Consider the following 25,156-nt stretch of genomic DNA (forward strand, 5'->3'; position numbering starts at 1 on the left):
AAGAAGGCCGAGCACCTAGCCGGGCAGCACCGGCAGCGCGCCGGGCACCGACAGCCCGGACACCTCCGCCCAGCCCTGCTGGCTTTCGGGGGCCGACGCCGAATACTGCAGCACCCCTTCGGGGGCCGCGACGTAGACGGCCGACGGGTTGGCCGCGACCGTCGTGACCGGCATCTGCAGGCCGCGGGCCGGCGCGTCGGAGTTCACCCCGTCGAGGTTGACGTAGGACACCGGGTGGCTGGCGTCGGTGCGGGTCACGACGATGTCGTCGCCGGTCCGCCAGGACAGCGAGACCACCGAGTTGCCGAGGCCGAAACCCAGCCGGCGCGGGTAGGTCAGGGCGTACTGCCCGGCCTGGGTCTGCTCGACGCCGGCGAGGATCACCTGGCCGTTGATCACCATCGCGGCGCGGGTGGAATCGCGGGACAGCTGCAGGTCGGTGATCGGCCCGGGGAAGGTGGAGGCCACCACCGCGGAATCCACCGGGATGCGCGCGGGTTGGCCCGACGCCGGTTCCTGGATCGCGCGCAGCACGTTGTTGTTGTCGACCACCACCCACACGGCGTCGTCGAGCGACCAGCTGGGCCGAGTCAGGGTGTGCCCGTCGGCGGCCTGGACGGCCTCGCCGCCGAGGTCGCCGATCCACAGCGACGCCGCCTGGTCCGGGGCGCCGCGGCGCAGCGTCACCACCGACGCCACCTGCCGCCCGCTGCGCGACAGCGCGGCGCCGGTCTGGTCGCCCACCCGCCCGAACGCCCCCGGCACGGTGTTGGCGCGCTGCCCGTCCAGCCCCACCAGCGACCCGTTGACCAGGGCGTGCAACCCGGCCCCCGCGCCGTCGGCCACGCCGGGGTCGGTGGCGGCGACGTCGGAGGTGGTCCACCCGTCGGCGAACCTGTCGTCGAGCGGCGCGCCGTCGGCGTTGATCACGTACGGGCCCCGGATGTCGGCCCGGGCCAGCGTCCAAATGATCTGTGCCGCAAGCAATTGCCTGCTGTGCGGGTCGGTGGTGGACAGCTTCTCCAGCTCGATGCGGGCGCCGCCGTAGCCCTTGCCGATGCCGTTCTTGCCGCCGTCGGCCCGGGTCACCGGCCCGCGCAGCCGCAGCGGCGGGGCCAGCAGGTTGCGCACCGTGTGGGCCATCTCCGGCCGCGGACCGGCCAGCATCTTGGACACCAGCTCGGTGGCCAGCTGGTCGTGATCGGCCACCGCGACGTAGCGCGGATCGGGCACCACCGTCTTGCCGGTCGGGTCGGCGAAGTACAGCGTGTTGCGTTTGTAGGTGGACTGGAACTGCTGCCAGTCCAGGAAGACGCCGTTGGGCAGGCGGTCGATCCGCCAGCCGCCCGACGTCTTGACCAACTCGATCGGCCCAGGGTCCGGCAGCACGCCCTCGGCGGTCTCGAACACACCCACGTCGGACAGCGAGCCCAGGATGTCGGCGCGCATGGTCGCCGAAACCCGTTCGGCGGCACGGGTTTCCACGAACACCACGTGGTCGATGAGCAGGGCGCTACCGGCGTCGTCCCAGGCGTTGGACGCCGACTGGGTGAGAAATTGCCGGGCCGCCAGGTGCCGGTTCGCGGGATCGGCTGTGGCCTTGAGGAATTCGCGCAGCAACACGTCGGGGTCCATGCCCGGGGTCGGCTTGGGCAGGTTGGACGGCGCCGGCCGCTCGACCGTGCCGATGGCCTGCGGGGCCGACGCGCTGGGCACCCCCGCGCAGCCGGCCACGGCAAACGCCGTCGACAACACGGCGAACAGGGCGAGCAGCCTGCGCCGATGATCCCGCATCAGACGCTCCGCTCGGCGTGCTCGCGCGGGCGCTGCGGGTCCGGGCCCGCCGGCGCGGCCGGCTCCGGGATCGGCTTGAGGGGCAGCGGGCTGGTGGTGACCTTGTGACCGCGAACCAAGGGCAGCGTCAACCGGAAGCACGCCCCCTGGCCGGGCTCGCCCCACGCCTCCAGCCGGCCCTGGTGCAGCCGCGCGTCCTCGACGCTGATCGCCAGGCCCAGCCCGGTGCCGCCGGAGCGCCGCACCCGCGACGGGTCCGAGCGCCAGAACCGGCTGAACACCAGCTTCTCCTCGCCGGGCCGCAGCCCCACCCCGTAGTCGCGGACGGTGACGGCGACGGTGTCCTCGTCGACGCCCATCCGGATCTGCACCGGCTTGCGCTCGGCGTGGTCGATGGCGTTGGCGATCAGGTTGCGCAGGATCCGCTCCACCCGGCGCGGGTCGACCTCGGCGATCACTTCCTCGTCGGGCAGGTCGACGAGCAGCTCGATGCCGGCGTCCTCGGCCAGGTGTCCCACGTTGCCCAGCGCGCTTTGCACGGTGGTGCGCAGGTCCACCGCCTCGACGGACAGCTCGGCCACACCGGCGTCGTGCCGGGAGATCTCGAGCAGGTCGTTGAGCAGCGTCTCGAACCGGTCCAGCTCGTTGACCATCAGCTCGGTGGACCGGGCCAGGGTGGGGTCGAGGTCGCCGCTGTGGTCGTAGATCAGGTCGGCGGCCATCCGCACGGTGGTCAGCGGGGTGCGAAGTTCGTGGCTGACGTCGGAGGTGAACCGGCGCTGCAGGTTGCCGAACTCCTCGAGCTGGGTGATCTGGCGGGACAGGCTCTCGGCCATGTCGTTGAACGACACGGCCAGCCGCGCCATGTCGTCCTCACCGCGCACCGGCATCCGTTCGGACAGGTGCCCCTCGGCGAACCGCTCGGCGATCCGCGACGCCGATCGGACCGGCACCACCACCTGGCGGGAGACCAGCAGCGCGATCCCGGCCAGCAGCACCAGCAGCACCGCGCCGCCGGTGATCATGGTGCCGCGCACCAGCTGGATGGTGGCCTGCTCGTTCTTCAGCGGGAAGATCAGGTACAGCTCGAGGTTGGCCACCTGCGACGACGTCGGCGTCCCGATGACCAGCGCCGGTCCGGAGAAGCCGTCGGTGTGCACGGTGGCGTATTGGTAGGCCGCCTGCCCGGCCTTGACGAACCCGCGCAGCGCGTTGGGCACCTGGTCGACGGGACCGGCCGTGGTGGCGGCGCGCGGGCCGTCGCCGGGCACCATCAGCACCGCGTCGAACGCGCCGGCCAGCCCGGCGCCCGAGGCGGGGTCGGTCTTGGATGTCAGGGTGTTGCGGGCCAGCTGCAGGCTCGAGTCCAGCGAGCGGGTCTCCTCGCCGTTGACGATGCCGGCGACGGTGGTGCGCGCCCGCTCGATCTGCTCCATGGCGGCCCGGACCTTCACGTCGAGCACCCGGTTGGTCACCTGGCTGGTCAGCACGAAACCGAGCGCGAGGATGACGGCGAGCGACAGGCCCAGGGTCAGCGCGACGACCCGCAATTGCAGCGATCGGCGCCAGGCAGCGCCCACGGCCCGACTCACCGCACCCATGCCCCGCGTCATCGGGCCGGAGCGCCCCCAGCGGCTCCTAGTGCGTTGCCTCGAGCCCCAGATCAATGACCCTCCAAGATCACGGAGGTCCGGCCTTGTATCCCACTCCTCGAACGGTCAACACCACGGTCGGGTTCTCCGGGTCTTTCTCGACCTTGGCCCGCAGACGCTGAACGTGCACGTTCACCAGGCGGGTGTCCGCCGGGTGCCGATAGCCCCACACCTGTTCGAGCAGCACATCACGAGTAAACACCTGGCGCGGTTTGCGTGCCAGCGCGACCAAAAGGTCGAACTCCAGCGGTGTGAGGGAGATCTGCTCGCCGTTGCGGGTGACCTTGTGCGCCGGCACGTCGATGTCGACGTCGGCGATGGAAAGCATCTCGGCGGGCTCGTCGTCGTTGCGCCGCAACCGCGCGCGCACCCGGGCGACCAGCTCCTTGGGCTTGAACGGCTTCATGATGTAGTCGTCGGCGCCGGACTCCAGGCCGAGCACCACGTCCACGGTGTCGGTCTTGGCGGTCAGCATGACGATGGGCACGCCGGAGTCGGCGCGCAACACCCGGCACACGTCGATGCCGTTCATGCCCGGCAGCATCAGGTCCAGCAGCACCAGATCCGGGCGCAATTCGCGCACCGCGGTCAGCGCCTGAGTGCCGTCGCCGATGACCGCGGTGTCGAAGCCCTCCCCACGCAGCACGATGGTGAGCATCTCGGCCAGCGAAGCGTCGTCGTCGACGACCAAAATCCTTTGCCTCATGGAGTCCATGGTGTCACCAGATCGGGACAAATTCGGCGCACCACACGGGCGTTTCTTATTCGATACGGCCAAATCGTGACAATTTTGTGCTAGCCGGCGGTCAAAGACGCCGCCAATCGCCCCGGATCGACGTCGGCGTCGACCACCAGCCACCGCCCGCCCCAGCCCGCCGCGGCCAGCTCGGCGTAGACCGCGCCGGTGCGCTGCTGCAGCCCGTCGTCGCGTTCGTAGCTGTCGCGGGCGCGGCCCGGCTCGTGCTCGGCCCGGTGCCGGGCCCGCCGCGCGGCGAGTTCGGCGGGCCGCGCGAGCAGCACCTGCCAGTCCGGCGCGGGCAACCCCAGCCGCCCGTATTCGAGCCGGTGCACCCAGGCCGCCGCCTCCCCGGCCGCGTCCTGGTGCAGGCGCGCCGCGCTGTAGGCCGCGTTGGAGGCGACGTAGCGATCCAGGATCACCACGTCGTGGTCGCGGCCCAGCGCCGCGATCTGCCCGATCGCCCCGGCGCGGTCGAGCGCGAACAGCGTGGCCATCGCGTACACCGACGACGCCAGGTCGCCGTGCCCGCCGTGCAACGCCTCGGCCGCGATGTCGGCGGTCACCGACTGCCCGTAGCGCGGGAACGCCAGCGTGGCGACCGACTTGCCGGCGGCCTCGAAGGCCCTGCTCAGCCCGTCGGACAGCGTCCGCTTGCCGGAGCCGTCGACCCCCTCGATCGCGATCAGCACGGCGCGAGCCTATCGCCGGTACGCCGAGCAGACGCAGAATCGCACGCGAGTGGCTTGGGTGGTGCGATTCTGCGTCTGCTCGCGCAGGAGATCAGTAGCGGTAGTGGTCGGCCTTGTAGGGGCCGTCGACGTCGACGCCGATGTACTCGGCCTGCTCCTTGGTCAGCTTGGTCAGCTGGCCGCCGAGCGCCTCGACGTGGATGCGGGCCACCTTCTCGTCGAGGTGCTTGGGCAGCCGGTACACCTCGTTGTCGTACTCGTCGTTCTTGGTCCACAGCTCGATCTGCGCGATCACCTGGTTGGAGAAGCTGTTGCTCATCACGAACGACGGGTGACCGGTGGCGTTGCCCAGGTTCAGCAGCCGGCCCTCGGAGAGCAGGATGATCGACTTGCCGCTGTCCGGGAAGGTCCACACGTCGACCTGCGGGCGGATGTTGACCTTGGTGGCGCCGGACTTTTCGAGCTGGGCGACCTGGATCTCGTTGTCGAAGTGCCCGATGTTGCCCAGCACCGCGTGGTCCTTCATCGCCTTCATGTGCTCGAGGGTGATGATGTCCTTGTTGCCGGTGGCGGTGATGACGATGTCGGCCTCGCCGATCGCGTCCTCGACGGTCTTGACGTCATAGCCCTCCATCAGGGCCTGCAGCGCGTTGATCGGGTCGATCTCGGTGACGACGACGCGCGCGCCCTGGCCCTTGACCGAGTCGGCGCAGCCCTTGCCGACGTCGCCGTAGCCGCAGATCAGCACCTTCTTGCCGCCGATCAGCACGTCGGTGCCGCGGTTGATGCCGTCGATCAGGGAGTGGCGGCAGCCGTACTTGTTGTCGAACTTGGACTTGGTGACCGAGTCGTTGACGTTGATGGCCGGGAACGCCAGGTCACCGGCCGCGGCGAACTGGTAGAGCCGCAGCACGCCGGTGGTGGTCTCCTCGGTGACGCCCTTGACCGACTCGGAGATCTTCGTCCACTTGTCCTTGTCGGTCTCGAAGCGGTTGCGCAGCAGCTCCAGGAAGACCTTCCACTCGGTGGGGTCGTCGTCCTCGGCGGGCGGCACCACGCCGGCCTTCTCGTACTGCGCGCCGCGCAGCACCAGCATGGTGGCGTCGCCGCCGTCGTCGAGGATCATGTTGGCGGGTTCGTCGGGCCAGGTCAGCATCTGCTCGGCCGCCCACCAGTACTCCTCCAGCGTCTCGCCCTTCCAGGCGAACACCGGCACACCCTTGGGCTCCTCCGGGGTGCCGTACGGGCCGACGACCACCGCGGCGGCCGCGTGGTCCTGGGTGGAGAAGATGTTGCACGACGCCCAGCGGACCTGCGCGCCCAGCGAAACGAGGGTCTCGATGAGCACGGCGGTCTGCACGGTCATGTGCAGCGAGCCGGAAATCCGCGCCCCCTTGAGCGGTTGGACGTCGGCGTACTCGCGGCGCAGCGACATCAGACCCGGCATCTCCTGCTCGGAGAGCTCGATGTCCCGGCGGCCGTAATCGGCCAGCGACAGGTCGGCGACCTTGAAATCGATGCCGTTGCGGACGTCGGCGGTCAGGGAGCTTTCGGTCGTCGTCATAGCGTGGTCTTCCTTCTTCGACGTTTGGGGGGCTCGCTCGAGCCAAGCGGTACTTAGCTTAGGTATGTTCTTCCGCCACTGTAGCCGCGACCCCATGGCGCTCCGCGAACGGCGTCATCAGCCGGGCCAGGTCCGCCGCCACGTCGTGATCGGCCTCCGGCGGCATGGACACGTAGCTCAGCGCCAGCCGCACGATCGCGCGGGCCAGCACCCCCGCGTCCTCGTCGCTGGTCGCCACCCAGCTCTGCGTCAGCGCCGTGGTCAGCCGCGCCGACGCCCGGTTGATGATGGGCCCGCTGTCGGTGGTGATGATCTGCAGCAGGTCGGGCTTGGCGACGCCGGTCAGCAGCGAGATCACCAGCGGGTCGGCGGCCGACTCGGCGAAGAAGTTACGGAAGCCCTGCAGGAACGCCTCGTGGATGTCGCCGACGTTGGCGTCGATGGCCGCGTGGACCGCGTCGACCAGGCGGTCGGCCAGGCGCAGCGCGTACCCCTGCGCCAGGCCCTGGCGCGAGCCGAATTCGTTGTAGATGGTCTGCCGGCTGATGCCCGCGGCGCGGGCGACGTCCGACAGCGTGATCGCGGACCAGTCGCGGGCCAGCAGCAGGTCGCGCATCGCGTCCAGCACCGAGTCGCGCAACAGGACGCGTGACGCCTCGGCATACGGCATCCGCTTCACAGGCGCGACAGTAGTAGTCGAGGCGTTCACGGTCTCGCCACTTCCACCATTTCGAAGTCGGATTTCGCGGCGCCGCAGTCCGGGCAGCTCCAGTCGTCGGGGATGTCGTCCCAGCGGGTGCCGGGCGCGATCCCGTCCTCCGGCCAGCCCAGCGCCTCGTCGTACTCGAAGCCGCACTGGATGCAGCGGAACAGCTTGTAGTCGGTCACTGGTTGACTCCTAACGTTTCGAAATCCACCTTCTCGCGCACCGCGCAGTCGGGGCAGCACCAGCCGTCGGGGATATCCTCCCACCGCGTGCCCGCGGGAAAGCCTTCCCGCGGAGCGCCTTTCGCCTCGTCATAAACGTAGTCGCAGCCAGGGCAACGGTAGGCGATCATGCCGGCACCCCGTGCTTCGCGAGCAGCTTTCCGCGCAGCCGCGGCGCCACGTTGACCCGGGTGATGTCGCCGTCGTAGTGCGCCAGCACCCGGTGGTCCATCACCCGGCGCCACAGCGGCGGGAAGTAGGTCAGCGAGATCATCGACGCGTACCCGCTCGGCAGGTTCGGCGAACCCTCCAGGCTGCGCAGCGTCTGGTAGCGACGCGTCGGGTTGGCGTGGTGATCGCTGTGCCGCTGCAGGTGATACAGGAACAGGTTGGTCACCACGTGATCGGAATTCCAGCTGTGCACCGGGGCGCATCGTTCGTATCGGCCGTTGGGGCCCTTCTGCCGCAGCAGCCCGTAATGCTCGAGGTAGTTGACCGCCTCCAGCAGGCTGAACCCGAAGACTGCCTGGATGATCACGAACGGGATGAGGCCCGGGCCGAAGATCGCGATCAGCGCGCCCCACAACACCACCGACATCAGCCAGGCGTTGAGCACGTCGTTGGACAGGTAGGTCCGCGGGTCCCACGGGTTCTTGCCGAGCCGGCGCAGCCGCTGCGCCTCCAGCCCCAGCGCCGAACGCAGGCTGCCGAACACGCTGCGCGGCAAGAACTCCCAGAAGGTCTCGCCGAAGCGCGCCGACGCCGGGTCCTCCGGGGTCGAGACGCGCACGTGGTGGCCGCGGTTGTGCTCGATGTAGAAGTGGCCGTAGCAGGACTGCGCCAGGGTGACCTTGGACAGCCAGCGCTCCAGCGAGTCCTTCTTGTGCCCCATCTCGTGGGCCGTGTTGATCCCCACCCCGCCGAGGACCCCGACCGACAGCGCCACGCCCAGCTTGCCCGCCCAGCCCAGGCCGCCTTCGAAGCCGAGCCAGCCCAGGTTCGACGCGGTGAACAGGTAGGCGCCCAGGACCACGCTGAGGTACTGGAACGGGATGTAGACGTAGGTGCAGTAGCGGTAGTACTTGTCGTTCTCCAGCCGTTCCATCACCTCGTCGGGCGGGTTCTGCCCGTCGGGCCCGAACCGCAGGTCGAGGATCGGCAGCAGCACGTAGAGCAGGATCGGCCCGATCCACAGCGGCACCTGCGCGGCGGCGTGCCAGCCGAGCCGGTTGAGCGCCCAGATGATCGGCAGCATCACGAACAGCGCCGTCGGGGCGATCAGCCCCATCAGCCACAGGTGGCGCTTCTTGTCCCGCCAGACCGGCGCTTCCTCGGGCCGCAGTGTGGTCATATGCCAAACCTCCTCGTGTGTCATGGACCACCGCCGAGCCTGAAAATCCGCAGACAAAGTGCGAGTAGAGACCTGCGGGATTACAGGCTCGGCGAAACGGGGTCGCATCTCGATTTGGACAATACGACAGTTTGCGTCTTGTGTCTAGACACAGAACGCTATTTTGTAAACTGCGCTGCGGGCACCTCTCCGTGCTGCCGACGCCCCTGAACCGAGTGCCGGTACCCGTAGCCGGCGTAGATCGCGGTCCCCACCACCAACCAGACGCCGAACCGCACCCAGGTCAGCGCGCTGAGGTTCAGCATCAGCCACGCGCAGGCGGCGATCGACGCGATGGGCAGCACCGGCACCCACGGCGCCCGGAAGCCCCGCTCCAGGTCGGGCCGGGTGCGTCGCAGGACCATGACACCCGCCGACACCAGGACGAACGCGAACAGCGTGCCGACGTTGACCATCTCCTCGAGCTTGGTGATCGGGAACACCGAGGCCGTCGCCGCGATCACGACGGCGACCAGCACCGTGATCCGGACCGGCGTCCCGCGCGCGCCGGTCTTGGCCAGCGACCGCGGCAGCAGCCCGTCGCGCGCCATCGCGAACAGCACCCGGCACTGCCCGAGCACCAGCACCATCACCACGGTGGTCAGGCCCGCCAGCGCGCCGACGGCGATGATCTTGCTGGCCCAGTCGATCCCGTTGGCCGCGAAGGCCGTGGCAAGGTTGGCCGGCTTGTGGCCGGGCGCGGTCTTGAGCTGGGTGTAGGAGACCATGCCGGACAGCACCACCGACACCGCGACGTAGAGGACGGTCACGATCGCCAGCGACACCAGGATGCCCCTCGGCACGTCGCGCTGCGGCTTCTTGGTTTCCTCGGCCATGGTGGCCACGATGTCGAACCCGATGAACGCGAAGAACACGATCGATGCCCCGGCCAGCACGCCGTACAGGCCGTAGTGGCTGCTGTGCGCCCCGGTCAGCAGCGACAGCACCGACTGGTTGACGCCCGACGCCTCGTGCCCGGCCTCCGGCTTCGGGATGAACGGCGAATAGTTGGAACCCTTGATGTAGAAGACCCCGACCAGCACGACGAAAATCACCACCGACACCTTGATGCCGGTGATCACGGCGGAGAACCGGGAGGACAGTTTGGTGCCCAGGCCGACCAGGGTCGCGACCACGGCGACGATCAGCAGCGCGCCCCAGTCGAGGTTGACCGACCCGAGTTGCACTGTGCCACCGGCGAATCCGAACACGTTACCCAGGTAGCTCGACCACCCCTTGGATACGACGGCGGCCCCGATTGCCAACTCCAGCACCAGGTTCCAGCCGATGATCCAGGCCAGGAACTCACCGAAGGTGGCGTAGGAGAAGGTGTAGGCGCTGCCCGCCACCGGCAGCGTCGAGGCGAATTCGGCGTAGCACAGCGCCGCCAGCGCGCAGGTGACCGCGGCGATCACGAACGAGATCCAGATGGCCGGCCCGGTGATGTCGCCGGTGGTCGACGCGGTGACCGTGAAGATGCCGGCGCCGATCACCACCGCGACGCCGAACACGACCAGGTCCCACCAGGTCAACTCCTTGCGCAGCCGGGTCTCCGGCTCGTCGGTGTCGGCGATCGATTGCTCGACCGATTTCGTGCGCCATCGATTTGCCATTCGTCCGCCTTCTGGGCTTGCTGGGGGCCCGGCTGGGGCCCTTGGACCGCACAGTACTGGGTAGTCTGCGGGCATATCGGAGAGCGGGGGAAACATGCGGGACCATGCCGTGGTCATCGGGGGAAGCATCGCCGGTCTGTGCGCCGCGCGGGTGCTGTCGGACTTCTACGCGCGGGTCAGCGTGTACGAGCGCGACGAGCTGCCGAGCGCGCCGGCGCACCGCGCGACGGTCCCCCAGGACCGGCACCTGCACATGCTGATGGCCCGCGGCGCGGCGGAGTTCGAGAGCCTGTTCCCCGGCCTGCTCGACGACATGGTCGACGCGGGCGTGCCGATGCTGGAGAACCGGCCGGACTGCATTCACCTGGGCGCCGCGGGCCACGTGCTGGGGACCGGGCACACGCTGCGCGACGAGTTCACCGCCTACGTGCCCAGCCGCCCGCACCTGGAATGGCAGCTGCGCCGGCGCGTGCGGGAGATCGAGAACGTCGAGATCATTCGCCGCTCGGTCGCCGAGCCGCGGTTCGACCCCGCCCGCCAGCGGGTGACCGGCGTGCTGCTCGACCCGCAGGGGGACGCGGAGCCGGAGTTCGTGCCGGCCGACCTCGTCGTCGACGCCGCCGGCCGGGGCACCCGCCTCCCGGTGTGGTTGGAGCAGTGGGGATTCGAGCGCCCGGTGGAGGCCACCATCGACATCGGCATCAACTACGCCACCCAGCAGTTCCGGATGCCGGAGGGCCTGATCGCCGAGAAGGTGGTGGTGGCCGGCGCGTCCCACGACGAGTCGCTCGGGCTGGGCATGCTGCACTACGAGAACCGGGTCTGGGTGCTGACCACCTTCGGGGTGGCGGGCGCAAAGCCGCCGGCGACGTTCCCTGAGATGCTGGCGCTGGCCGACAAGCTGCTGCCCGCGCACTTCAATTCCGCTCTGGCGCGGGCCGAACCGGTCGGCGAGCCGGCGTATCACGCGTTTCCGGCCAGCCGGTGGCGCCGCTACCACAAGCTGGACCGCTTCCCCGCCGGCATCGTGCCGCTCGGTGACGCCGTCGCCAGCTTCAACCCGACCTTCGGGCAGGGCATGACGATGACGGTGCTGCAGGCCGGTCACCTGCGCCGGGCGCTGGCTTCGAATGACCTTGCCCGCGAACTGAATCGGGCCACCGCCAAGACGACCTACCCGGTGTGGATGATGAACGCGATCGGCGACATCACCTTCCACCACGCCCGGGCCAAGGGGCGGGTGCCGTGGTGGTGGCGGCCGTCCGGCGCGCTGTTCGACCAGTTCCTCGGGGCCGCCGAGACGGAACCCGTTCTGGCCGAATGGTTTTTGCGCCGGTTCTCGCTGCTCGACAGCCTGTACATGGTCCCGCCGCCGCGGATCGTCGGCCGCGCGATGGCGCACAACATGCGGCTGTGGCTGCGCGAGCGCCGGGAAGCCGCCCGAGACCGGCGGCGCCCGCTTACAGCCCTACGGTCGCCCTGAACAGTTTGGAGGGCTCGCGCGCGACGAGGCGGATCGGTCCGTCGTCGGCCGCCACCCAGGCCGCCATTCCCCGTTCCAGCGTGAGCGATCCGGACTTGGCGTGCACCGTCGTGCAGCCCTGGGTGCCCAACAGGATCTGCGGGCCCTCGTGGGCGCAGCCCGCGTCGACCTCGTGGCCGAGGTACTCGCCGTCGAGCTCCAGCAGCGCGACCGCGAACTCGTCGGTCGGCGTCTGGTAGATCTGGCCGAACCCCTCGCGGCGGATGGGCGGGCGCAGCTGCGCCTCGGTGGTGGGCGTGAAGTCCAGCACCCGCAGCAGCTCGGGCACGTCGACGTGCTTGGGGGTGAGCCCGCCGCGTAACACGTTGTCGGAGTTGGCCATCACCTCGACGGCGAAGCCGCGCAGGTAGGTGTGCAGGTTGCCGGCCGACACGAAGATGGCCTCGCCCGGGGCCAGGGTAATGCGGTTGAGCAACAGCGCCGCCAGCACGCCGGCGTCACCGGGATAGCGTTCGCCCAGTTCCAACACCGTCTTGGCCTCGGCCACGAATTCCGTTGCCCCGGAACTGACGTACTGGATCGCGCCGTCCAGCACGGCGGGCACCAGCACGTCGATGTCCGGCTGGGGAGCGGTGATCCAGGTGGTGAACAGCGCGCGCAGGCCGTCGGCGTCGGACTGGTCGTTCAGCAGGTCGATGTAGGGATCGAGGTCGGAGACGTTCAGCGCGCGGAGCAGCTCCACGGTGCGCGACGCCTGGCGGAACCCGGCCAGCGCCTCGAACGACTGCAGCGCCACCAACAACTCCGGCTTGTGGGAGGTGTCGCGGTAGTTGCGCACCGGCGAGTTGACCGGGATGCCCAGGCGCTCCTCACGCAGGTAACCCTCGACCGCCTGCTCGGCGCTCGGGTGGGCCTGCAGCGACAGCGGCTCGTCGGCGGCCAGCACCTTGACCAGGAACGGCAGCACGTCCCCGAAGCGCGCGCGCGGCCCCGGGCCGAGCTGTCCCTCCGGGTCGGCGACGACGGCCTCGAGCAACGACACCTCGCCCTTATCGGTCTCCAGCCAGGCCGGGTCGCCCGGGTGCGCCCCGAACCACAGCTCGGCCTCCGGATGAGCCGCCGGAACCGCCCGCCCGGTGAATTCCGCCAGGGCGGTGCGCGATCCCCAGGCGTACGTCCGTAAGGCCCCGCGAAGCAGTTCCACTTCTCTATTTATCCCCGCACCAGTCGCATGTAAACCGCGGCCATCTCCAGCCGAACGGCCAATACTGCCAGTTGCTGCTCGGCACTGATGGCGCCCCCCAACGCCGGCGCAACCGTGGAGCCGGCCGAGCCGCCGGGCCCGTCCGGCACGTCTTCCGCGGCGAGCAGGTAGACGTTTTCCAGCCCGGCGGTCCGGGCGGCCACCACCGTCTGCTCGTCGCGCAGCGTCAGGGCCAGCACCCGAAGCCGGTCCGGCCGCGGCCCATCGATCTCCTCGTCGTGGAACAGGTCCTCGACCGACGACGCGGCGCCGCCGGAGCCGTCGGGGCCATCCGCCGCCGCGCGCAGCGCCGCCACCACATCGGCCAGCCCGGTCGCGGCGACGACCTCGTGGGCGAGCCGCAGCAGCACCGAGCTGCCGTGCCGGGCCAGCGCCAGCGTCGCGGCGCAGTCGCCGGCCAGCGCCGCCCGGCGACCGGCCAGCCGCTCGGCGATGTGCTTGGCCGGGTTGGTGAACAGCTCGCGGCCGGCGCTGTTGCGCAGCGCCTCGGCGTCCAACGCGTCGGCGAGCGCGCCCAGCTCGACACCGGGTCGCGGGTCGACGGCTTGCAGCACGGCCAGGCCCACGGCCAGGTACCGGCACAGGCCGAATTCGGCGGGAACCCGGACCCGCGGCTCGAGCACCGCGGCCCGTCCGGCCGTCGAGTCGCGCAGCGGACCCTCGTAGGGCGCGGCGACGACGACCCGCGCGCCGCGGCGCACCCCGGTCGCGGCGGCGCTCACCAGCGCGGGGTCGCCGGGGTCGTCGCCGGCGACGATCAGCACGTCCAGAGGGCCGACCCAGGGCGGCGCCTCGCCGACGACCGTGATCGGTTGGGAGGCCGCCCCGCCCAGCGTCGCGACCAGCAGCGCCCCGGCGGTCTCGGCGGTCCCGCGCCCGGCCACCCAGATCACGCTGCGCGCGCGGTCGTCGGTGCGCAGCGTGTCCAGCGCGCCTTCGTCGGCGGCGGCGCCGATCGCGCGCACCTGCGCGCCCGACGACGACGCCGCCCGCAGCAGGCCCTGCCGGTCGGCTTCCAGCAGGCCGTCGGTGTCCTCCAGGTCGATCGCCTGGGTGGTGCTCACGGCGCGGCCTCCTGGCCCGTGATCTGGGTGCTGATCGCGGCGACCAGCGCGTCGACGTCCTCGGTGGTGCGGCCCTCGACGTTGAGCCGCAGCAGCGGCTCGGTGTTGGAGCTGCGTAGGTTGAACCAGCTGCCCTCGCCCAAATCGACCGTCACCCCGTCCAGATGATCGATGGACTGAATCCGGGTGCCGAACGACTTCAGCACCGCGTCCACACAATACGACGCGTCGGCGACCTTGAAGTTGATCTCGCCAGAAGATTCGTAGCGCTGGTAGTCGGCGGTCAATTCCGAGAGCGGCCGGTCCTGTTCGCCGAGCGCGGCCAGCACGTACAGCGCCGCAAGCATCCCGGAGTCGGCGCCCCAGAAGTCGCGGAAGTAGTAGTGCGCGGAGTGTTCTCCGCCGAAGATCGCGCCGGTGTCGGCCATTAGCGCCTTGATATAGGAGTGGCCGACGCGTGAGCGCAGCGGTGTGCCGCCGCGTTCGGTGACCAGTTCGGGCACCGCGCGGGAGGTGATCACGTTGTGGATGATCGTGGCGCCGATCTCGCGGCCCAGCTCGCGCGCGGCCACCAGGCTGGTCACCGTCGACGGCGAAACCAGCTGGCCGCGTTCGTCGACCACGAAGCACCGGTCGGCGTCGCCGTCGAAGGCCAGCCCTATGTCCGCGCCGCTGTCGCGCACGAACTGCTGCAGGTCCACCAGGTTGGCCGGGTCAAGCGGGTTGGCCTCGTGGTTGGGGAACGAGCCGTCGAGCTCGAAGTACAACGGCAACAAGGTGATCGAGTCGATCGCGCCGAGCACCGCCGGGGCGGTGTGCCCGGCCATGCCGTTGCCGGCATCCACGGCCACCCGCAGCGGGCGCAGCCCGGAGGTGTTCACCAGCGAACGCAGGAACGTCCCGTAGTCGGCGAGGACGTCCTGGTCGGTGGCGGTGCCGGCCGGCCCGTCGTACGCCGGGACGCCGGCGATCACGTCGTCGCTGACGGCGCCCAGCCCGGTGTCGGCGCCCACCGGTTTGGCGCCGGCCCGGCACAGCTTGATGCCGTTATAGGCGGCCGGGTTGTGGCTGGCGGTGAACATCGCGCCGGGGCAGTCGAGCAGCCCCGAGGCGAAATAGAGCTGGTCGGTGGACGCCAGCCCGATCCGCACCACGTCCAGGCCCTGGCCCAGCACGCGGCGCGCGAACGCGGCGGCCAGCGCCGGCGAACTGTCGCGCATGTCGTGGCCGATCGCCACCCGGGTGGCGCCCTCGCCGCGCATCAGCCGGGCGAACGCCGCCCCCAGTTCGGTGACCAGTGACTCGTCGAGCTCCTCGCCGACCAGCCCGCGCACGTCGTACGCTTTGACGACACGGTGAACGGTCGCGGCGGACCGGGACATGCGAAACTCCTGACGCTCCTGACTATGGGGTCTTGGCGCCAGCCTATCGGCCCGAGAAAAACGTGCGGCGCTTTAGACCCGGCTAGACGGGCCTAGTCCCGGCCTAGTCAGCGGGGTCGGGCAACACCCGCAGATGCCCGCGCCGCCGACCCGAACGGTGCTCCGGAGGCGCGAGCAGCCCGCTGCTCGGCGCGGTGGCATGGGCCCCGGCGTGGATGTGGGGATCGGCAAACCCGTTGACCGGCGCCGCCCCGTAGGGCACGGCCGCGTCGCCCGGGCGCCCCTCGCGCACCGCGTCGGCCAGGGCGACCAGGTCGTCCTCGTCGGGATGGACGGGTTCGGCAAGGAGCGGTCCGGCGTGGCGCACCAGCTCCCATCCGCGCGGCGCGGTGATCCGGCCGGCGTGGCCGACGCACAGGTCCCACGAGTGCGGTTCCCGCGCGGTGGCCAACGGGCCCACCACCGCCGTCGAGTCCGAGTAGACGAACGTCAAGGTCGCCACGGCATAGTGCGGACACCCGGGCCGGCAACAGCGACGGGGAACGTTCACGCCGAAAGGCTATCGTGCGCAAACGCCACGGAAGCGCCGGACACGCGCATCCGCCCGACGCGCGATTCCCAACCGTTACCATCGGCCCGATGACGGATTCCCGGGGCTCCCCGCACAGCGATCGGTCGCGGCGCCGGTCGGCTGCCTACCGCGCGGCGCGCCGGGGCCGCGAGATGCGCGGCCCGTTGCTGCCGCCGACGGTGCCGGGCTGGCGCAGCCGGGCCGAGCGGTTCGACATGGCGGTGCTGGAGGCCTACGAACCGATCGAGCGGCGCTGGCAGGAGCGGGTGTCGGAACTCGACGTGGCGGTCGACGAAATCCCCCGCATCGCCGCCAAGGACCCCGACAGCGTGCAGTGGCCGCCCGAGGTGATCGCCGACGGGCCGATCGCGCTCGCCCGCCTGATTCCGGCCGGCGTCGACGTCCGCGGCAATTCCACGCGGGCACGAATCGTCTTGTTCCGCAAGCCGATTGAGAGGCGGGCCAAGGACACCGACGAACTTGGCGAGCTGCTGCACGAAATCCTGGTGGCCCAGGTGGCAATCTACTTGGACGTCGAGCCCTCCGTCATCGACCCCACGATCGACGACGAATGACGTTGCGCGGGCGTCAGATGATGCCGCGCTTGAGGCGGCGGCGCTCGCGCTCGGAGAGGCCGCCCCAGATGCCGAAGCGCTCGTCATGCGCCAGGGCGTACTCGAGGCACTCGTGGCGCACCTCGCAGCCGAGGCAGATCTTCTTGGCCTCGCGGGTCGAGCCGCCCTTCTCGGGGAAGAAGGCCTCGGGGTCGGTCTGCGCGCAGAGCGCGCGATCCTGCCACTGATCCGGGGTCGGCAGCGGCTCGGGTTCGGGCTCGAAAGCGACTGGGGCATCGGGAACCACAGTCAGATGCGGGCGGACGGGTGCCGCCGGCAGCGAGCCGATGGTGCTGTGCGGTGTGCTTGCCATGACGCCCCGAAGGTGCTCATAAGACATGCTTCGTCCGCCTCCTCAGGTTTGATTTGAGAGAGTGAGTGAGTTCCCACTGTTCTGATGTACAGACAATTCGAACATGTGATCGAATCTCGGTCTGCGACACCGGAATCGGCCGGCCAACCGGGAAATGACACTGATGTGATTAGACACTTGTTAACCTGCCTGGTCAAGCGCAACGGCGAATTTCCATATCATCTCGTGACCAAATTCCGGCGTTTCCGTTGTTTTGCGACCTTCGGCGTGTCGATCACAGTCCCCACCCGGGCAGTACTGTCGAGCCCTGTGAAGGTCAAGTGAAGGTCACCGTTCTGGTCGGTGGGGTTGGCGGCGCCCGGTTCCTGCTGGGTGTTCAACAGCTGCTGGGGCTGGGTCAGTTCTCGCATCAGGGCCAAGATTCCGACGGACACGAACTGGCCGCGGTCGTCAACGTCGGCGACGATGCGTGGATCCACGGGGTGCGCGTCTGTCCGGATTTGGACACCTGCATGTACACCTTAGGTGGAGGTGTCGACCCGGAGCGCGGGTGGGGTCATCGCGACGAAACCTGGCACGCCAAAGAGGAATTGGCGCGCTACGGCGTGCAGCCGGACTGGTTCGGGCTCGGAGACCGCGACCTGGGCACCCATCTGGTGCGCACCCAGATGCTCAACGCGGGCTACCCGCTGTCGCAGATCACCACCGCGCTGTGCGATCGCTGGCAACCGGGCGCGCGGTTGCTGCCGGCCACCGACGATCGCTGCGAGACGCACGTGGTGATCACCGATCCCGCCGACGACAGCCGCCGCGCCATCCACTTCCAGGAGTGGTGGGTGCGCTACCGGGCCCAGGTGCCCACGCACAGCTTCGCGTTCGTCGGCGCCGAAAAGGCCAGCGCCACAGCCGAAGCCGTGGCGGCCATCGGCGAAGCCGACGTGATCCTGCTGGCGCCGTCCAACCCGGTGGTCAGCGTCGGCGCCATCCTGGCGGTGCCCGGCATCCGCGGGGCGCTGCGCTCTGCCAAGGCCCCGGTGGTCGGCTACTCGCCGATCATCGGCGGAAAGCCGTTGCGCGGCATGGCCGATGCGTGCCTGTCGGTGATCGGGGTCGAATCCACCGCCGAGGCGGTGGGCCGGCATTTCGGGGCGCGGCGGGCCACCGGGATCCTGGATTGCTGGCTGATCCACGAGGGCGACGAGGCCGACATCGAGGGGGTGGCGGTGCGCGCGGCGCCGCTCATCATGCGCGACCCCAAGGCGACGGCCGAGATGGTCGCCGCGGGGCTGGAGCTCGCGGGCGTGACGGCGTGACCCGCGCCGGCGACGATGCAGAGCGGAGCGATGCTGAGGAGCGGCGCCAATGATGGAGCACGGCACCGGCTCGGCGATCGAGATCCTGCCCGTCAGCGGGCTCCCCGAGTTCCGGCCCGGCGACGACCTCGCCGCGGCCGTCGCCGCCGCCGCGCCTTGGCTGCGCGACGGCGACGTCGTGGTGGTGACCAGCAAGGTGGTGTCCAAATGCGAAGGCCGGCTGGTGCCGGCGCCGCGGGACGCCGAGGAGCGCGACCGGCTGCGCCGCAAGCTGGTCGACGACGAGGCGGTGCGCGTGCTGGCGCGCAAGGGCCAGACGCTGATCACCGAGAACCGGCTCGGCCTGGTCCAGGCCGCCGCCGGGGTGGACGGATCCAACGTCGACCGCGACGAGCTGGCGCTGCTGCCGGTCGATCCCGACGCCAGCGCCGCGGCGCTGCGCGCCGGCCTGCGCGAGCGCCTCGGCGTCGGCGCCGCCGTCGTCGTCACCGACACGATGGGCCGCGCCTGGCGCAACGGCCAGACCGACGCGGCCGTCGGCGCCGCGGGTCTTCGTGTGCTGCACAGCTATTCGGGGGCCGTCGACGCCCACGGCAACGAGCTGCTCGTCACCGAGATCGCGATCGCCGACGAGGTCGCCGCCGCCGCCGATCTGGTCAAGGGCAAGCTGACCGCGATGCCGGTGGCCGTGGTGCGCGGGCTGCCGGGCAGCGTCGTGACCGACGACGGCACCACCGCGCGGCAGCTGCTGCGGCCCGGCGAGGAGGACCTGTTCTGGCTCGGCACCGCCGAAGCCCTCGACCAGGGCCGCCGCGAGGCCCAGCTGCTGCGCCGCTCGGTGCGCCAGTTCAGCGCCGAGCCGGTGCCGCCCGAGCTGATCGAGGCCGCCGTCGCCGAGGCGCTCACCGCGCCGGCGCCCCACCACACTCGGCCGGTCCGGTTCGTGTGGCTGCGCACCCCGGGGAGGCGGGCCCGGCTGCTGGACCGGATGAGGGACAAGTGGCGCGCGGACCTCGCCGGCGACGGCCGGCCCGCCGACTCGGTCGAGCGGCGGGTGGCGCGCGGCCAGATCCTCTACGACGCGCCCGAGGTCGTCATCCCGTTCCTGGTCCCCGAGGGCGCCCACGACTATCCCGACGCCGCCCGCACCGCCGCCGAGCACACCATGTTCACCGTCGCGGTCGGGGCGGCCGTGCAGGCGCTGCTGGTCGCGCTGGCGGTGCGGGGGGTGGGCAGCTGCTGGATCGGCTCGACGATCTTCGCCGCCGACCTGGTCCGCGCCGAGCTCGAGCTGCCCGGCGACTGGGAGCCGTTGGGCGCCATCGCGATCGGCTACGCCTCCGAGGCCGCCGGGAAGCCGCCCGGGCCGCGCGCCGCGCCGGACCCCGGGGATTTGCTGCTACGCAAGTAATACTGGGCGCATGCAGTTCGCGGGCAAGGCGGCGGCGTCGGCCGACAAGGTCCGCGGCGGCTACTACACGCCCGCCCCGGTGGCGCGGTTCCTGGCCCGCTGGGTCCGCGAGGCCGGCCCGCGGATCGTCGAACCGTCCTGCGGCGACGGCGCGATCCTGCGCGAGCTGGCCGCGCTGGGCGCCCGGGCGCGCGGGGTGGAGCTGATCGCCGACGAGGCGGCCAAGGCAAGGCGCTTCGCACCCGTCGACGCCGAGAGCCTGTTCACCTGGCTGGCCGGGGCCGAAGCAGGCTCGTGGGACGGCGTCGCCGGCAACCCGCCCTACATCCGCTTCGGCAACTGGCCGCCCGACGAGCGCGACCCGGCGCTGGAGCTGATGCGCCGCGCGGGGCTGCGGCCCAGCCGCCTGACCAACGCGTGGGTCCCGTTCGTCGTCGCCGGCACGGTCCTGGTGCGCGACGGCGGCCGGGTGGGCCTAGTGCTGCCGGCCGAGTTGCTGCAGGTCGGCTATGCCGCGCAACTGCGCGAGTTCCTGCTCGGCCGGTTCCGCGAGATCACGCTGGTGACCTTCGAGCGGCTGGTGTTCGACGGCGTCCTGCAGGAGGTCGTGCTGTTCTGCGGCGTGGCCGGGCCCGGCCCCGCGCGGATGCGCACCGTCCACCTCGCCGACGCCGACGCACTGGCGGGCGCCGATCTCGACACCGACTGGGCGCCTGCGCTGCTGCACGAAAAGGAGAAGTGGACCAAATACTTCCTGGAGCCCGACGCCATCCGGCTGCTGCGCGCGCTCAAGGCGTCGCCGGCGATGACACGGCTCGGGTCGCTCGCCGACGTGGACGTCGGGATCGTGACGGGCCGCAACAGCTTCTTCACCTTCACCGACGCGCAGGCCGACGGGCTCGGGTTGCGGCCGCACTGCGTCCCGCTCGTGTCGCGCAGCGCACAGCTGACGGGGCTGATCTACGACACCGATTGCCGCGCAAGCGATGTCGCGGCGGGGCAGCGGACCTGGCTGCTCAACGCGCCGCCGGCACCCACCGACGCCGCCCTGCTCGCGCACGTCGGGGCCGGTGAATCCGCCGGCGTGCACCGCGGGTACAAGTGCTCGATCCGCGCGCCGTGGTGGATCACCCCGTCGCTGTGGATGCCCGACCTGTTCCTGCTGCGCCAGATCCACCGGGCGCCGCGCCTGACCGTCAACGCCGCCGCGGCGACGAGCACCGACACCGTGCACCGGGTCCGGCTCGCGCCCGGCGTCGACGCCAGCTCGCTGGCCGCGGTGTTCCACAACAGCGTGACGTTCGCGTTCGCCGAGATAGTGGGCCGCAGCTACGGTGGGGGCATCTTGGAGCTGGAACCGAGGGAAGCCGAGCAGCTGCCCATTCCGCCACCCGCGCACGCCTGCGCCGACCTCGCCCGCGACGTCGACCTGTTGCTGAAGGCGGGCGAAACTGAGAAAGCTCTCGACGTGGTCGACCGCCACGTCCTGATCGACGGGCTCGGGTTGTCCGGCGACGTCGTGGCGCAGTGCCGCACGGCCTGGGCCTCGCTGCGGGACCGCCGAACGAGGCGGGGATCCCGGTGAGCCCTCGGGAGTCCGCGATCGCGATCCTCGGCGACTGGCGCGCCCCCGACGCGGCGCAGGACTCGCTGCGGCACGCGGTGCTGGCCTTCGTGCACGCCCGCCCCGACGCCTGCCGCCGCGCATGCGCGGCGGGCCACGTCACCGCCTCGGCACTCGTCCTCGATCACACCGGCTCCCGGGTGCTGCTGACCCTGCACCCGCGGTTGGGCCGCTGGGTGCAACTCGGCGGCCACTGCGACGAGGACGACCCCGACGTCGTCGCCGCGGCGCTGCGCGAGGCGACCGAGGAATCCGGTGTCGACGGCCTGCGCATCGAGCCGGAGCTGGCCGCCGTGCACGTGCACCCGGTCACGTGCTCGCTGGGCGTGCCGACCCGCCACCTGGATATGCAGTTCGTCGCCCACGCGCCGGCCGGCGCCCGGATCGCGATCAGCGACGAGTCCGACGACTTGCGGTGGTGGCCCGCCGACGCGCTGCCGGACGGCACCGATCACGCGCTGAAGTACTTGGTCGCCCGGGCCTGCGCCCGCCGCGCGTGAAAGCCAGACCGCAATTTGCAGTACTTGCAGTAGTCACGCATTGATCCAGATGGAAATTGCAGTAGTCCGTTCCGGCTCCAAGGAGCGCTCGGCGGGCTGACAATAAGCCTTCAGGCGTTGGCGACACCCCACGCCATCGCTCGAAGGGACAGCAATGTCGTACCTAATGGCGGCTACAGAATCTTTGACGTCGGCGGCGTCGGACGTGGCGGGCATCGGCTCGACACTGAATGCGGCCACCGCGGCGGCGGCCCCGACCACCCAGGTGCTGGCCGCCGCCGAGGACGAGGTGTCAGCGGCAATCGCGTCGCTGTTTTCCAGCCACGCGCAGGTCTTTCAGGCGGCCAGCGCGCGGGCGGCCGCGTTCCACCAACAGTTCGTGCAGGCGTTGAATGCCGCCGGGAGCGCGTATACGGCCGCCGAGGCGGCGAACGCCTCGCCGTTGCAGACGGCGTGGGGCGACGTCAAGGCCGTGATCAATACGCCCACCAACCTGTTGTTGGGGACCCCGTTGATCGGCAACGGCACCGATGGTGCACCGGGGACCGGACAAAACGGCGGACCGGGCGGATTGTTGTGGGGCAACGGCGGTAACGGCGGGTCGGGGATGCCCGGGGGGCCCGGCGGGCGCGGCGGCAACGCCTGGTTATTCGGCAACGGCGGCCACGGTGGCGCCGGCGGCACGGGCACCACCGGCACCACGGGCTCCGCGACCGGGCTCACCAACGGGGGCATCGGCGGCAGCGGCGGAACGGGCGGCGCGGGCGGCAACGGAGGTTTCTTCCTCGGCAACGGCGGTGCAGGCGGCATCGGTGGGACCGGCGGAGTCGGCGGGACGGGCGGGGCCGGTGTCGCCGGCAACGCCCTCGCTCTCAACGGCACCGACGGTGGCCAGGGCGGCGACGGCGGCCAAGGCGGGGCCGGCGGCCAAGGCAACGGCGTGTTCGGAGGCGCCCACGGCGCCTTCGGCGCCGCCGGCAACGGAGGCCAGGGCGGCGTGGGCGGCGCAGGTGCCGACAACAACGGCGTCACTGCCGCCGGCAACGGTGGCAACGGCGGTCATGGCGGCGTCGGCATCACCGCCGGCGCCGGCGGGGCCGGCGGCAACGGCGGGGCCGCCGGCACCACGAGCGTCGGCGGCCACGGCGGCAACGGCGGCACCGGTGGCAGCGGGATCACCGGCGGGGCCGGCGGTACCGGTGGTGATGGCGGCGGCGGCAGCGACACCCACGGCTCCGGCAGCGGCGGCAACGGCGGCAACGGCGGCGTCAGCATCGCCGGCACCGGCGGCGCCGGCGGAGACGGCGGCGACGGCGGAACAGTTTTCACGAGCCGCCCCGACAACGGCGCCAATTTGTTAGCCGGCAACGGCGGCAACGGCGGTACTGGCGGCGTCGGCCCGACCGGCGGCGCCGGCGGCAACGGCGGCAACGGCGGTTCGGCCACCGTCAACGCCACAAACCCCAATGCCTTCGGCGCCGCTGCTGGCGGCGGCGGTGGCGGCGGCGGGCAGGGCGGCGACAGCAGCGGCGGCGGTTTCGGCGGTAATGGGGGTAACGGCGGCGCCGGAGGCGCGGCCACCCTCAGCGTCGATTCCTTCGGTAACCTCACCGTCGCCGTCGGCTTCGGCGGCGGTGGCGGCGGCGGCGGCATCGGCAGCCCCAGCACCACCGGCAATTACGGTGGTGCTGGAGGTGGCGGCGGTGTATCCCTTAACGCGTTTGGTGCAACGGGTGGCGCCGGAGCCGCGGGTGCCGGCGTCGGCGGCGGAGCCGGCGGCGCCGGTGGCTCCGTAAGTACTAATAGCTTTGTGGCGATAGCGGGCGGCGGCGGTGGCGGTGGTGGCGGCATCGGCACCGGCGGCGCAGGCGGCGCCGGTGGCGACGTAGTCACGAATCCCGGAGGGTCCTCCGCCCTCGGCGGTCTCGGGGGTACCGACGGCGGCGACGGTGCCACCGGCAACGCCCTTTTCAACGGCACACCTGGCGGCGGCGGCACGGGGGGCGGCAGCGGCTTCGGTGGCGGCGGTGGCGGCGGTGCCGCGTACCTTCAGCTTTTCGCACCACCCGGCTCCTCGAAGGGCGGAACCGGCGGCAACGGCGGCTAGCCGAACCGACCACCGGCTGAATCGACTGCGAGCGTGCGGCCAGCCGCACGCTCGGTGCAAGGCCCTACACGTCGGACGAGTAGCGGATCCCGCCGTCGGGAATGGCGACGCCGGGCCACACCCGCGCGCCGCGCAGCAACTCGCAGCGGGCGCCGATGTCGGCGCCGTCGCCGATCACCCCGTCGCGGATCAGCGCCCGCGGGCCGATGCGCACCCCGAAGCCGATGATCGAGCGCTCGATCACGCTGCCGGCCTCCACCTTCACCCCGTCGAAGACCACCGCCCCGTCCAGCCGCACGCCCGGGCCGATCTCGGCGCCGCGCCCGACGACCGTCCCGCCGATCAGCACCGCGCCCGGCGACACCGCCGCGCCGTCGTGCACCAGCTGCTCGCCGCGGTGGCCGTGCAGCGCCGGCGACGGGGCGATGCCGCGCACCAGGTCCGCCGACCCGCGCACGAAGTCCTCCGGGGTGCCCATGTCGCGCCAGTAGGTGGCGTCGACGTAGCCGCAGACCTTGACCTCGGAATCGGAGAGCAGGGCCGGGAACACCTCGCGCTCGACCGAGACCTCGCGCCCGCGCGGAATCCGGTCGATGATGCCGCGCTGGAAGACGTAGCAGCCGGCGTTGATCTGGTCGGTCGGCGGATCCTGGGTCTTCTCCAAAAACGCTGTCACCCGGCCGTTTTCGGTGGGCACGCAGCCGAACGCCCGCGGGTCGCCCACCCGCACCAGGTGCAGGGTGACGTCGGCGTGCTCGTTCTCATGGAATTCGAGCAGCTGGCCCAGGTCGGCGCCGGAGAGCACGTCGCCGTTGAACACCATCACGGTGTCGTGCCGCAGGTGGCCGGCGACGTTGGCGATGCCGCCACCCGTGCCCAGCGGCTGCTCCTCGGTGACGTATTCGAGCTGCAGGCCCAGCTTGGAGCCGTCGCCGAACTCGGCCTCGAAGACCTGGGCCTGATACGACGTGCTCAGGATGACGTGCTCGATGCCGGCCGCGGCGATCCGCGACAGCAGGTGGGTCAAGAACGGCAGCCCCGCGGTGGGCAGCATCGGCTTGGGCGCCGACAGCGTCAGCGGCCGCAGCCGGGTGCCCTTGCCGCCGACCAGGACCACCGCATCGACCTGAGATGTTCCCATT

General features: G+C 71.0%; 23 protein-coding genes. 7 read left to right on the plus strand and 16 right to left on the minus strand.

Going from position 1 to position 25,156, the window contains the following annotated elements; translation table 11 throughout:
* Positions 1 to 15: 15 nt before the first annotated feature.
* The 10 genes from lpqB to A9X00_RS27515 all read right to left on the minus strand — a co-directional run bounded on the left by lpqB (position 16) and on the right by A9X00_RS27515 (position 10,368).
* Positions 16 to 1,794 carry an MtrAB system accessory lipoprotein LpqB gene (gene lpqB / locus A9X00_RS27475; RefSeq protein WP_067160965.1) on the minus strand — a complete coding sequence of 593 codons (1,779 nt, stop codon included), beginning with the start codon at positions 1,792 to 1,794 and terminating at the stop codon, positions 16 to 18.
* The gene (gene mtrB, locus A9X00_RS27480; protein WP_082975562.1) at positions 1,794 to 3,461 is read right to left on the minus strand and encodes an MtrAB system histidine kinase MtrB; all 1,668 of its coding nucleotides are present in this window, start codon (positions 3,459 to 3,461) and stop codon (positions 1,794 to 1,796) included. Before mtrB ends, lpqB begins: the two co-directional genes overlap by 1 nt.
* Positions 3,462 to 3,474: 13 nt before the next feature.
* The gene (mtrA, locus tag A9X00_RS27485; RefSeq protein WP_055576516.1) at positions 3,475 to 4,161 is read right to left on the minus strand and encodes a two-component system response regulator MtrA; all 687 of its coding nucleotides are present in this window, start codon (positions 4,159 to 4,161) and stop codon (positions 3,475 to 3,477) included.
* Positions 4,162 to 4,241: 80 nt separating this feature from the next.
* Positions 4,242 to 4,874: a dTMP kinase gene (locus A9X00_RS27490; protein WP_067160969.1), complete on the minus strand. Its 633-nt coding sequence runs from the start codon at positions 4,872 to 4,874 to the stop codon at positions 4,242 to 4,244.
* Positions 4,875 to 4,965: 91 nt separating this feature from the next.
* Entirely contained in the window at positions 4,966 to 6,438 is a 1,473-nt protein-coding gene (ahcY, locus tag A9X00_RS27495; RefSeq protein WP_067160971.1) for an adenosylhomocysteinase, read from the minus strand.
* 58 nt (positions 6,439 to 6,496) lie between these two features.
* Entirely contained in the window at positions 6,497 to 7,108 is a 612-nt protein-coding gene (locus A9X00_RS27500) for a TetR family transcriptional regulator (protein WP_369830800.1), read from the minus strand.
* A 35-nt stretch (positions 7,109 to 7,143) separates the two neighbouring features.
* Complete coding sequence (gene rubB, locus A9X00_RS27505) at positions 7,144 to 7,326, minus strand: rubredoxin RubB (protein WP_067160977.1); 183 nt, start codon at positions 7,324 to 7,326, stop codon at positions 7,144 to 7,146.
* Positions 7,323 to 7,496, minus strand: coding sequence for a rubredoxin (locus A9X00_RS30360; RefSeq protein ID WP_082975563.1), 174 nt, complete (start codon positions 7,494 to 7,496; stop codon positions 7,323 to 7,325). Before A9X00_RS30360 ends, rubB begins: the two co-directional genes overlap by 4 nt.
* Positions 7,493 to 8,716 (minus strand): alkane 1-monooxygenase, encoded by a 1,224-nt coding sequence (locus A9X00_RS27510; RefSeq protein WP_067160980.1) that lies wholly within the window; start codon positions 8,714 to 8,716, stop codon positions 7,493 to 7,495. The genes A9X00_RS30360 and A9X00_RS27510 overlap by 4 nt, the downstream gene beginning before the upstream one ends.
* Before the next feature lie 158 nt (positions 8,717 to 8,874).
* Positions 8,875 to 10,368, minus strand: a complete 1,494-nt coding sequence (locus tag A9X00_RS27515; protein WP_067160983.1) for an amino acid permease — start codon at positions 10,366 to 10,368, stop codon at positions 8,875 to 8,877.
* Positions 10,369 to 10,477: 109 nt separating this feature from the next.
* Between A9X00_RS27515 and A9X00_RS27520 the strand changes: the two genes are divergently transcribed.
* Entirely contained in the window at positions 10,478 to 11,851 is a 1,374-nt protein-coding gene (locus tag A9X00_RS27520) for an NAD(P)/FAD-dependent oxidoreductase (protein WP_156772330.1), read from the plus strand.
* Here A9X00_RS27520 and manA read toward each other — a convergent pair.
* The 4 genes from manA to A9X00_RS27540 form a co-directional block, all read right to left on the minus strand.
* Positions 11,829 to 13,055: a mannose-6-phosphate isomerase, class I gene (gene manA, locus A9X00_RS27525; RefSeq protein WP_067160988.1), complete on the minus strand. Its 1,227-nt coding sequence runs from the start codon at positions 13,053 to 13,055 to the stop codon at positions 11,829 to 11,831. The two genes, A9X00_RS27520 and manA, sit on opposite strands and share 23 nt — an antisense overlap.
* 8 nt (positions 13,056 to 13,063) lie before the next feature.
* The gene (locus tag A9X00_RS27530) at positions 13,064 to 14,179 is read right to left on the minus strand and encodes a TobH protein (protein WP_067160991.1); all 1,116 of its coding nucleotides are present in this window, start codon (positions 14,177 to 14,179) and stop codon (positions 13,064 to 13,066) included.
* A complete protein-coding gene (locus A9X00_RS27535) occupies positions 14,176 to 15,561 on the minus strand; it encodes a phosphomannomutase/phosphoglucomutase (protein WP_067160994.1) in 1,386 nt (461 codons plus the stop codon). The genes A9X00_RS27530 and A9X00_RS27535 overlap by 4 nt, the downstream gene beginning before the upstream one ends.
* Before the next feature lie 103 nt (positions 15,562 to 15,664).
* Positions 15,665 to 16,111, minus strand: coding sequence for a DUF3499 domain-containing protein (locus tag A9X00_RS27540; protein WP_197515290.1), 447 nt, complete (start codon positions 16,109 to 16,111; stop codon positions 15,665 to 15,667).
* Between the two features lie 173 nt (positions 16,112 to 16,284).
* Between A9X00_RS27540 and A9X00_RS27545 the strand changes: the two genes are divergently transcribed.
* On the plus strand, positions 16,285 to 16,707 hold the full coding sequence (locus A9X00_RS27545) for a metallopeptidase family protein (RefSeq protein WP_067161129.1): 423 nt from the start codon (positions 16,285 to 16,287) through the stop codon (positions 16,705 to 16,707).
* A 13-nt stretch (positions 16,708 to 16,720) separates the two neighbouring features.
* On the opposite strand, the gene A9X00_RS27550 is transcribed toward A9X00_RS27545, so the two are convergent.
* Positions 16,721 to 17,059 (minus strand): WhiB family transcriptional regulator, encoded by a 339-nt coding sequence (locus A9X00_RS27550; protein WP_067161000.1) that lies wholly within the window; start codon positions 17,057 to 17,059, stop codon positions 16,721 to 16,723.
* Between the two features lie 320 nt (positions 17,060 to 17,379).
* Between A9X00_RS27550 and cofD the strand changes: the two genes are divergently transcribed.
* The 5 genes from cofD to A9X00_RS32650 all read left to right on the plus strand — a co-directional run bounded on the left by cofD (position 17,380) and on the right by A9X00_RS32650 (position 24,014).
* Positions 17,380 to 18,372, plus strand: a complete 993-nt coding sequence (gene cofD / locus A9X00_RS27555; protein ID WP_067161003.1) for a 2-phospho-L-lactate transferase — start codon at positions 17,380 to 17,382, stop codon at positions 18,370 to 18,372.
* 49 nt (positions 18,373 to 18,421) lie between these two features.
* Positions 18,422 to 19,783, plus strand: coding sequence for a coenzyme F420-0:L-glutamate ligase (locus A9X00_RS27560; RefSeq protein WP_067161007.1), 1,362 nt, complete (start codon positions 18,422 to 18,424; stop codon positions 19,781 to 19,783).
* 10 nt (positions 19,784 to 19,793) lie between these two features.
* Positions 19,794 to 21,368: a class I SAM-dependent methyltransferase gene (locus tag A9X00_RS27565; protein ID WP_067161010.1), complete on the plus strand. Its 1,575-nt coding sequence runs from the start codon at positions 19,794 to 19,796 to the stop codon at positions 21,366 to 21,368.
* Positions 21,365 to 21,907, plus strand: a complete 543-nt coding sequence (locus tag A9X00_RS27570) for an NUDIX hydrolase (protein WP_067161132.1) — start codon at positions 21,365 to 21,367, stop codon at positions 21,905 to 21,907. The genes A9X00_RS27565 and A9X00_RS27570 overlap by 4 nt, the downstream gene beginning before the upstream one ends.
* Before the next feature lie 154 nt (positions 21,908 to 22,061).
* Positions 22,062 to 24,014 (plus strand): PE family protein, encoded by a 1,953-nt coding sequence (locus A9X00_RS32650; protein WP_082975564.1) that lies wholly within the window; start codon positions 22,062 to 22,064, stop codon positions 24,012 to 24,014.
* Between the two features lie 64 nt (positions 24,015 to 24,078).
* Here the strand turns inward: A9X00_RS32650 and A9X00_RS27580 are convergent, their stop codons facing one another.
* On the minus strand, positions 24,079 to 25,155 hold the full coding sequence (locus A9X00_RS27580; protein ID WP_067161016.1) for a sugar phosphate nucleotidyltransferase: 1,077 nt from the start codon (positions 25,153 to 25,155) through the stop codon (positions 24,079 to 24,081).
* Position 25,156 lies beyond the last annotated feature (1 nt).

This window comes from Mycobacterium sp. 1245805.9 (assembly GCF_001672915.1).
Lineage (GTDB): Bacteria > Actinomycetota > Actinomycetes > Mycobacteriales > Mycobacteriaceae > Mycobacterium.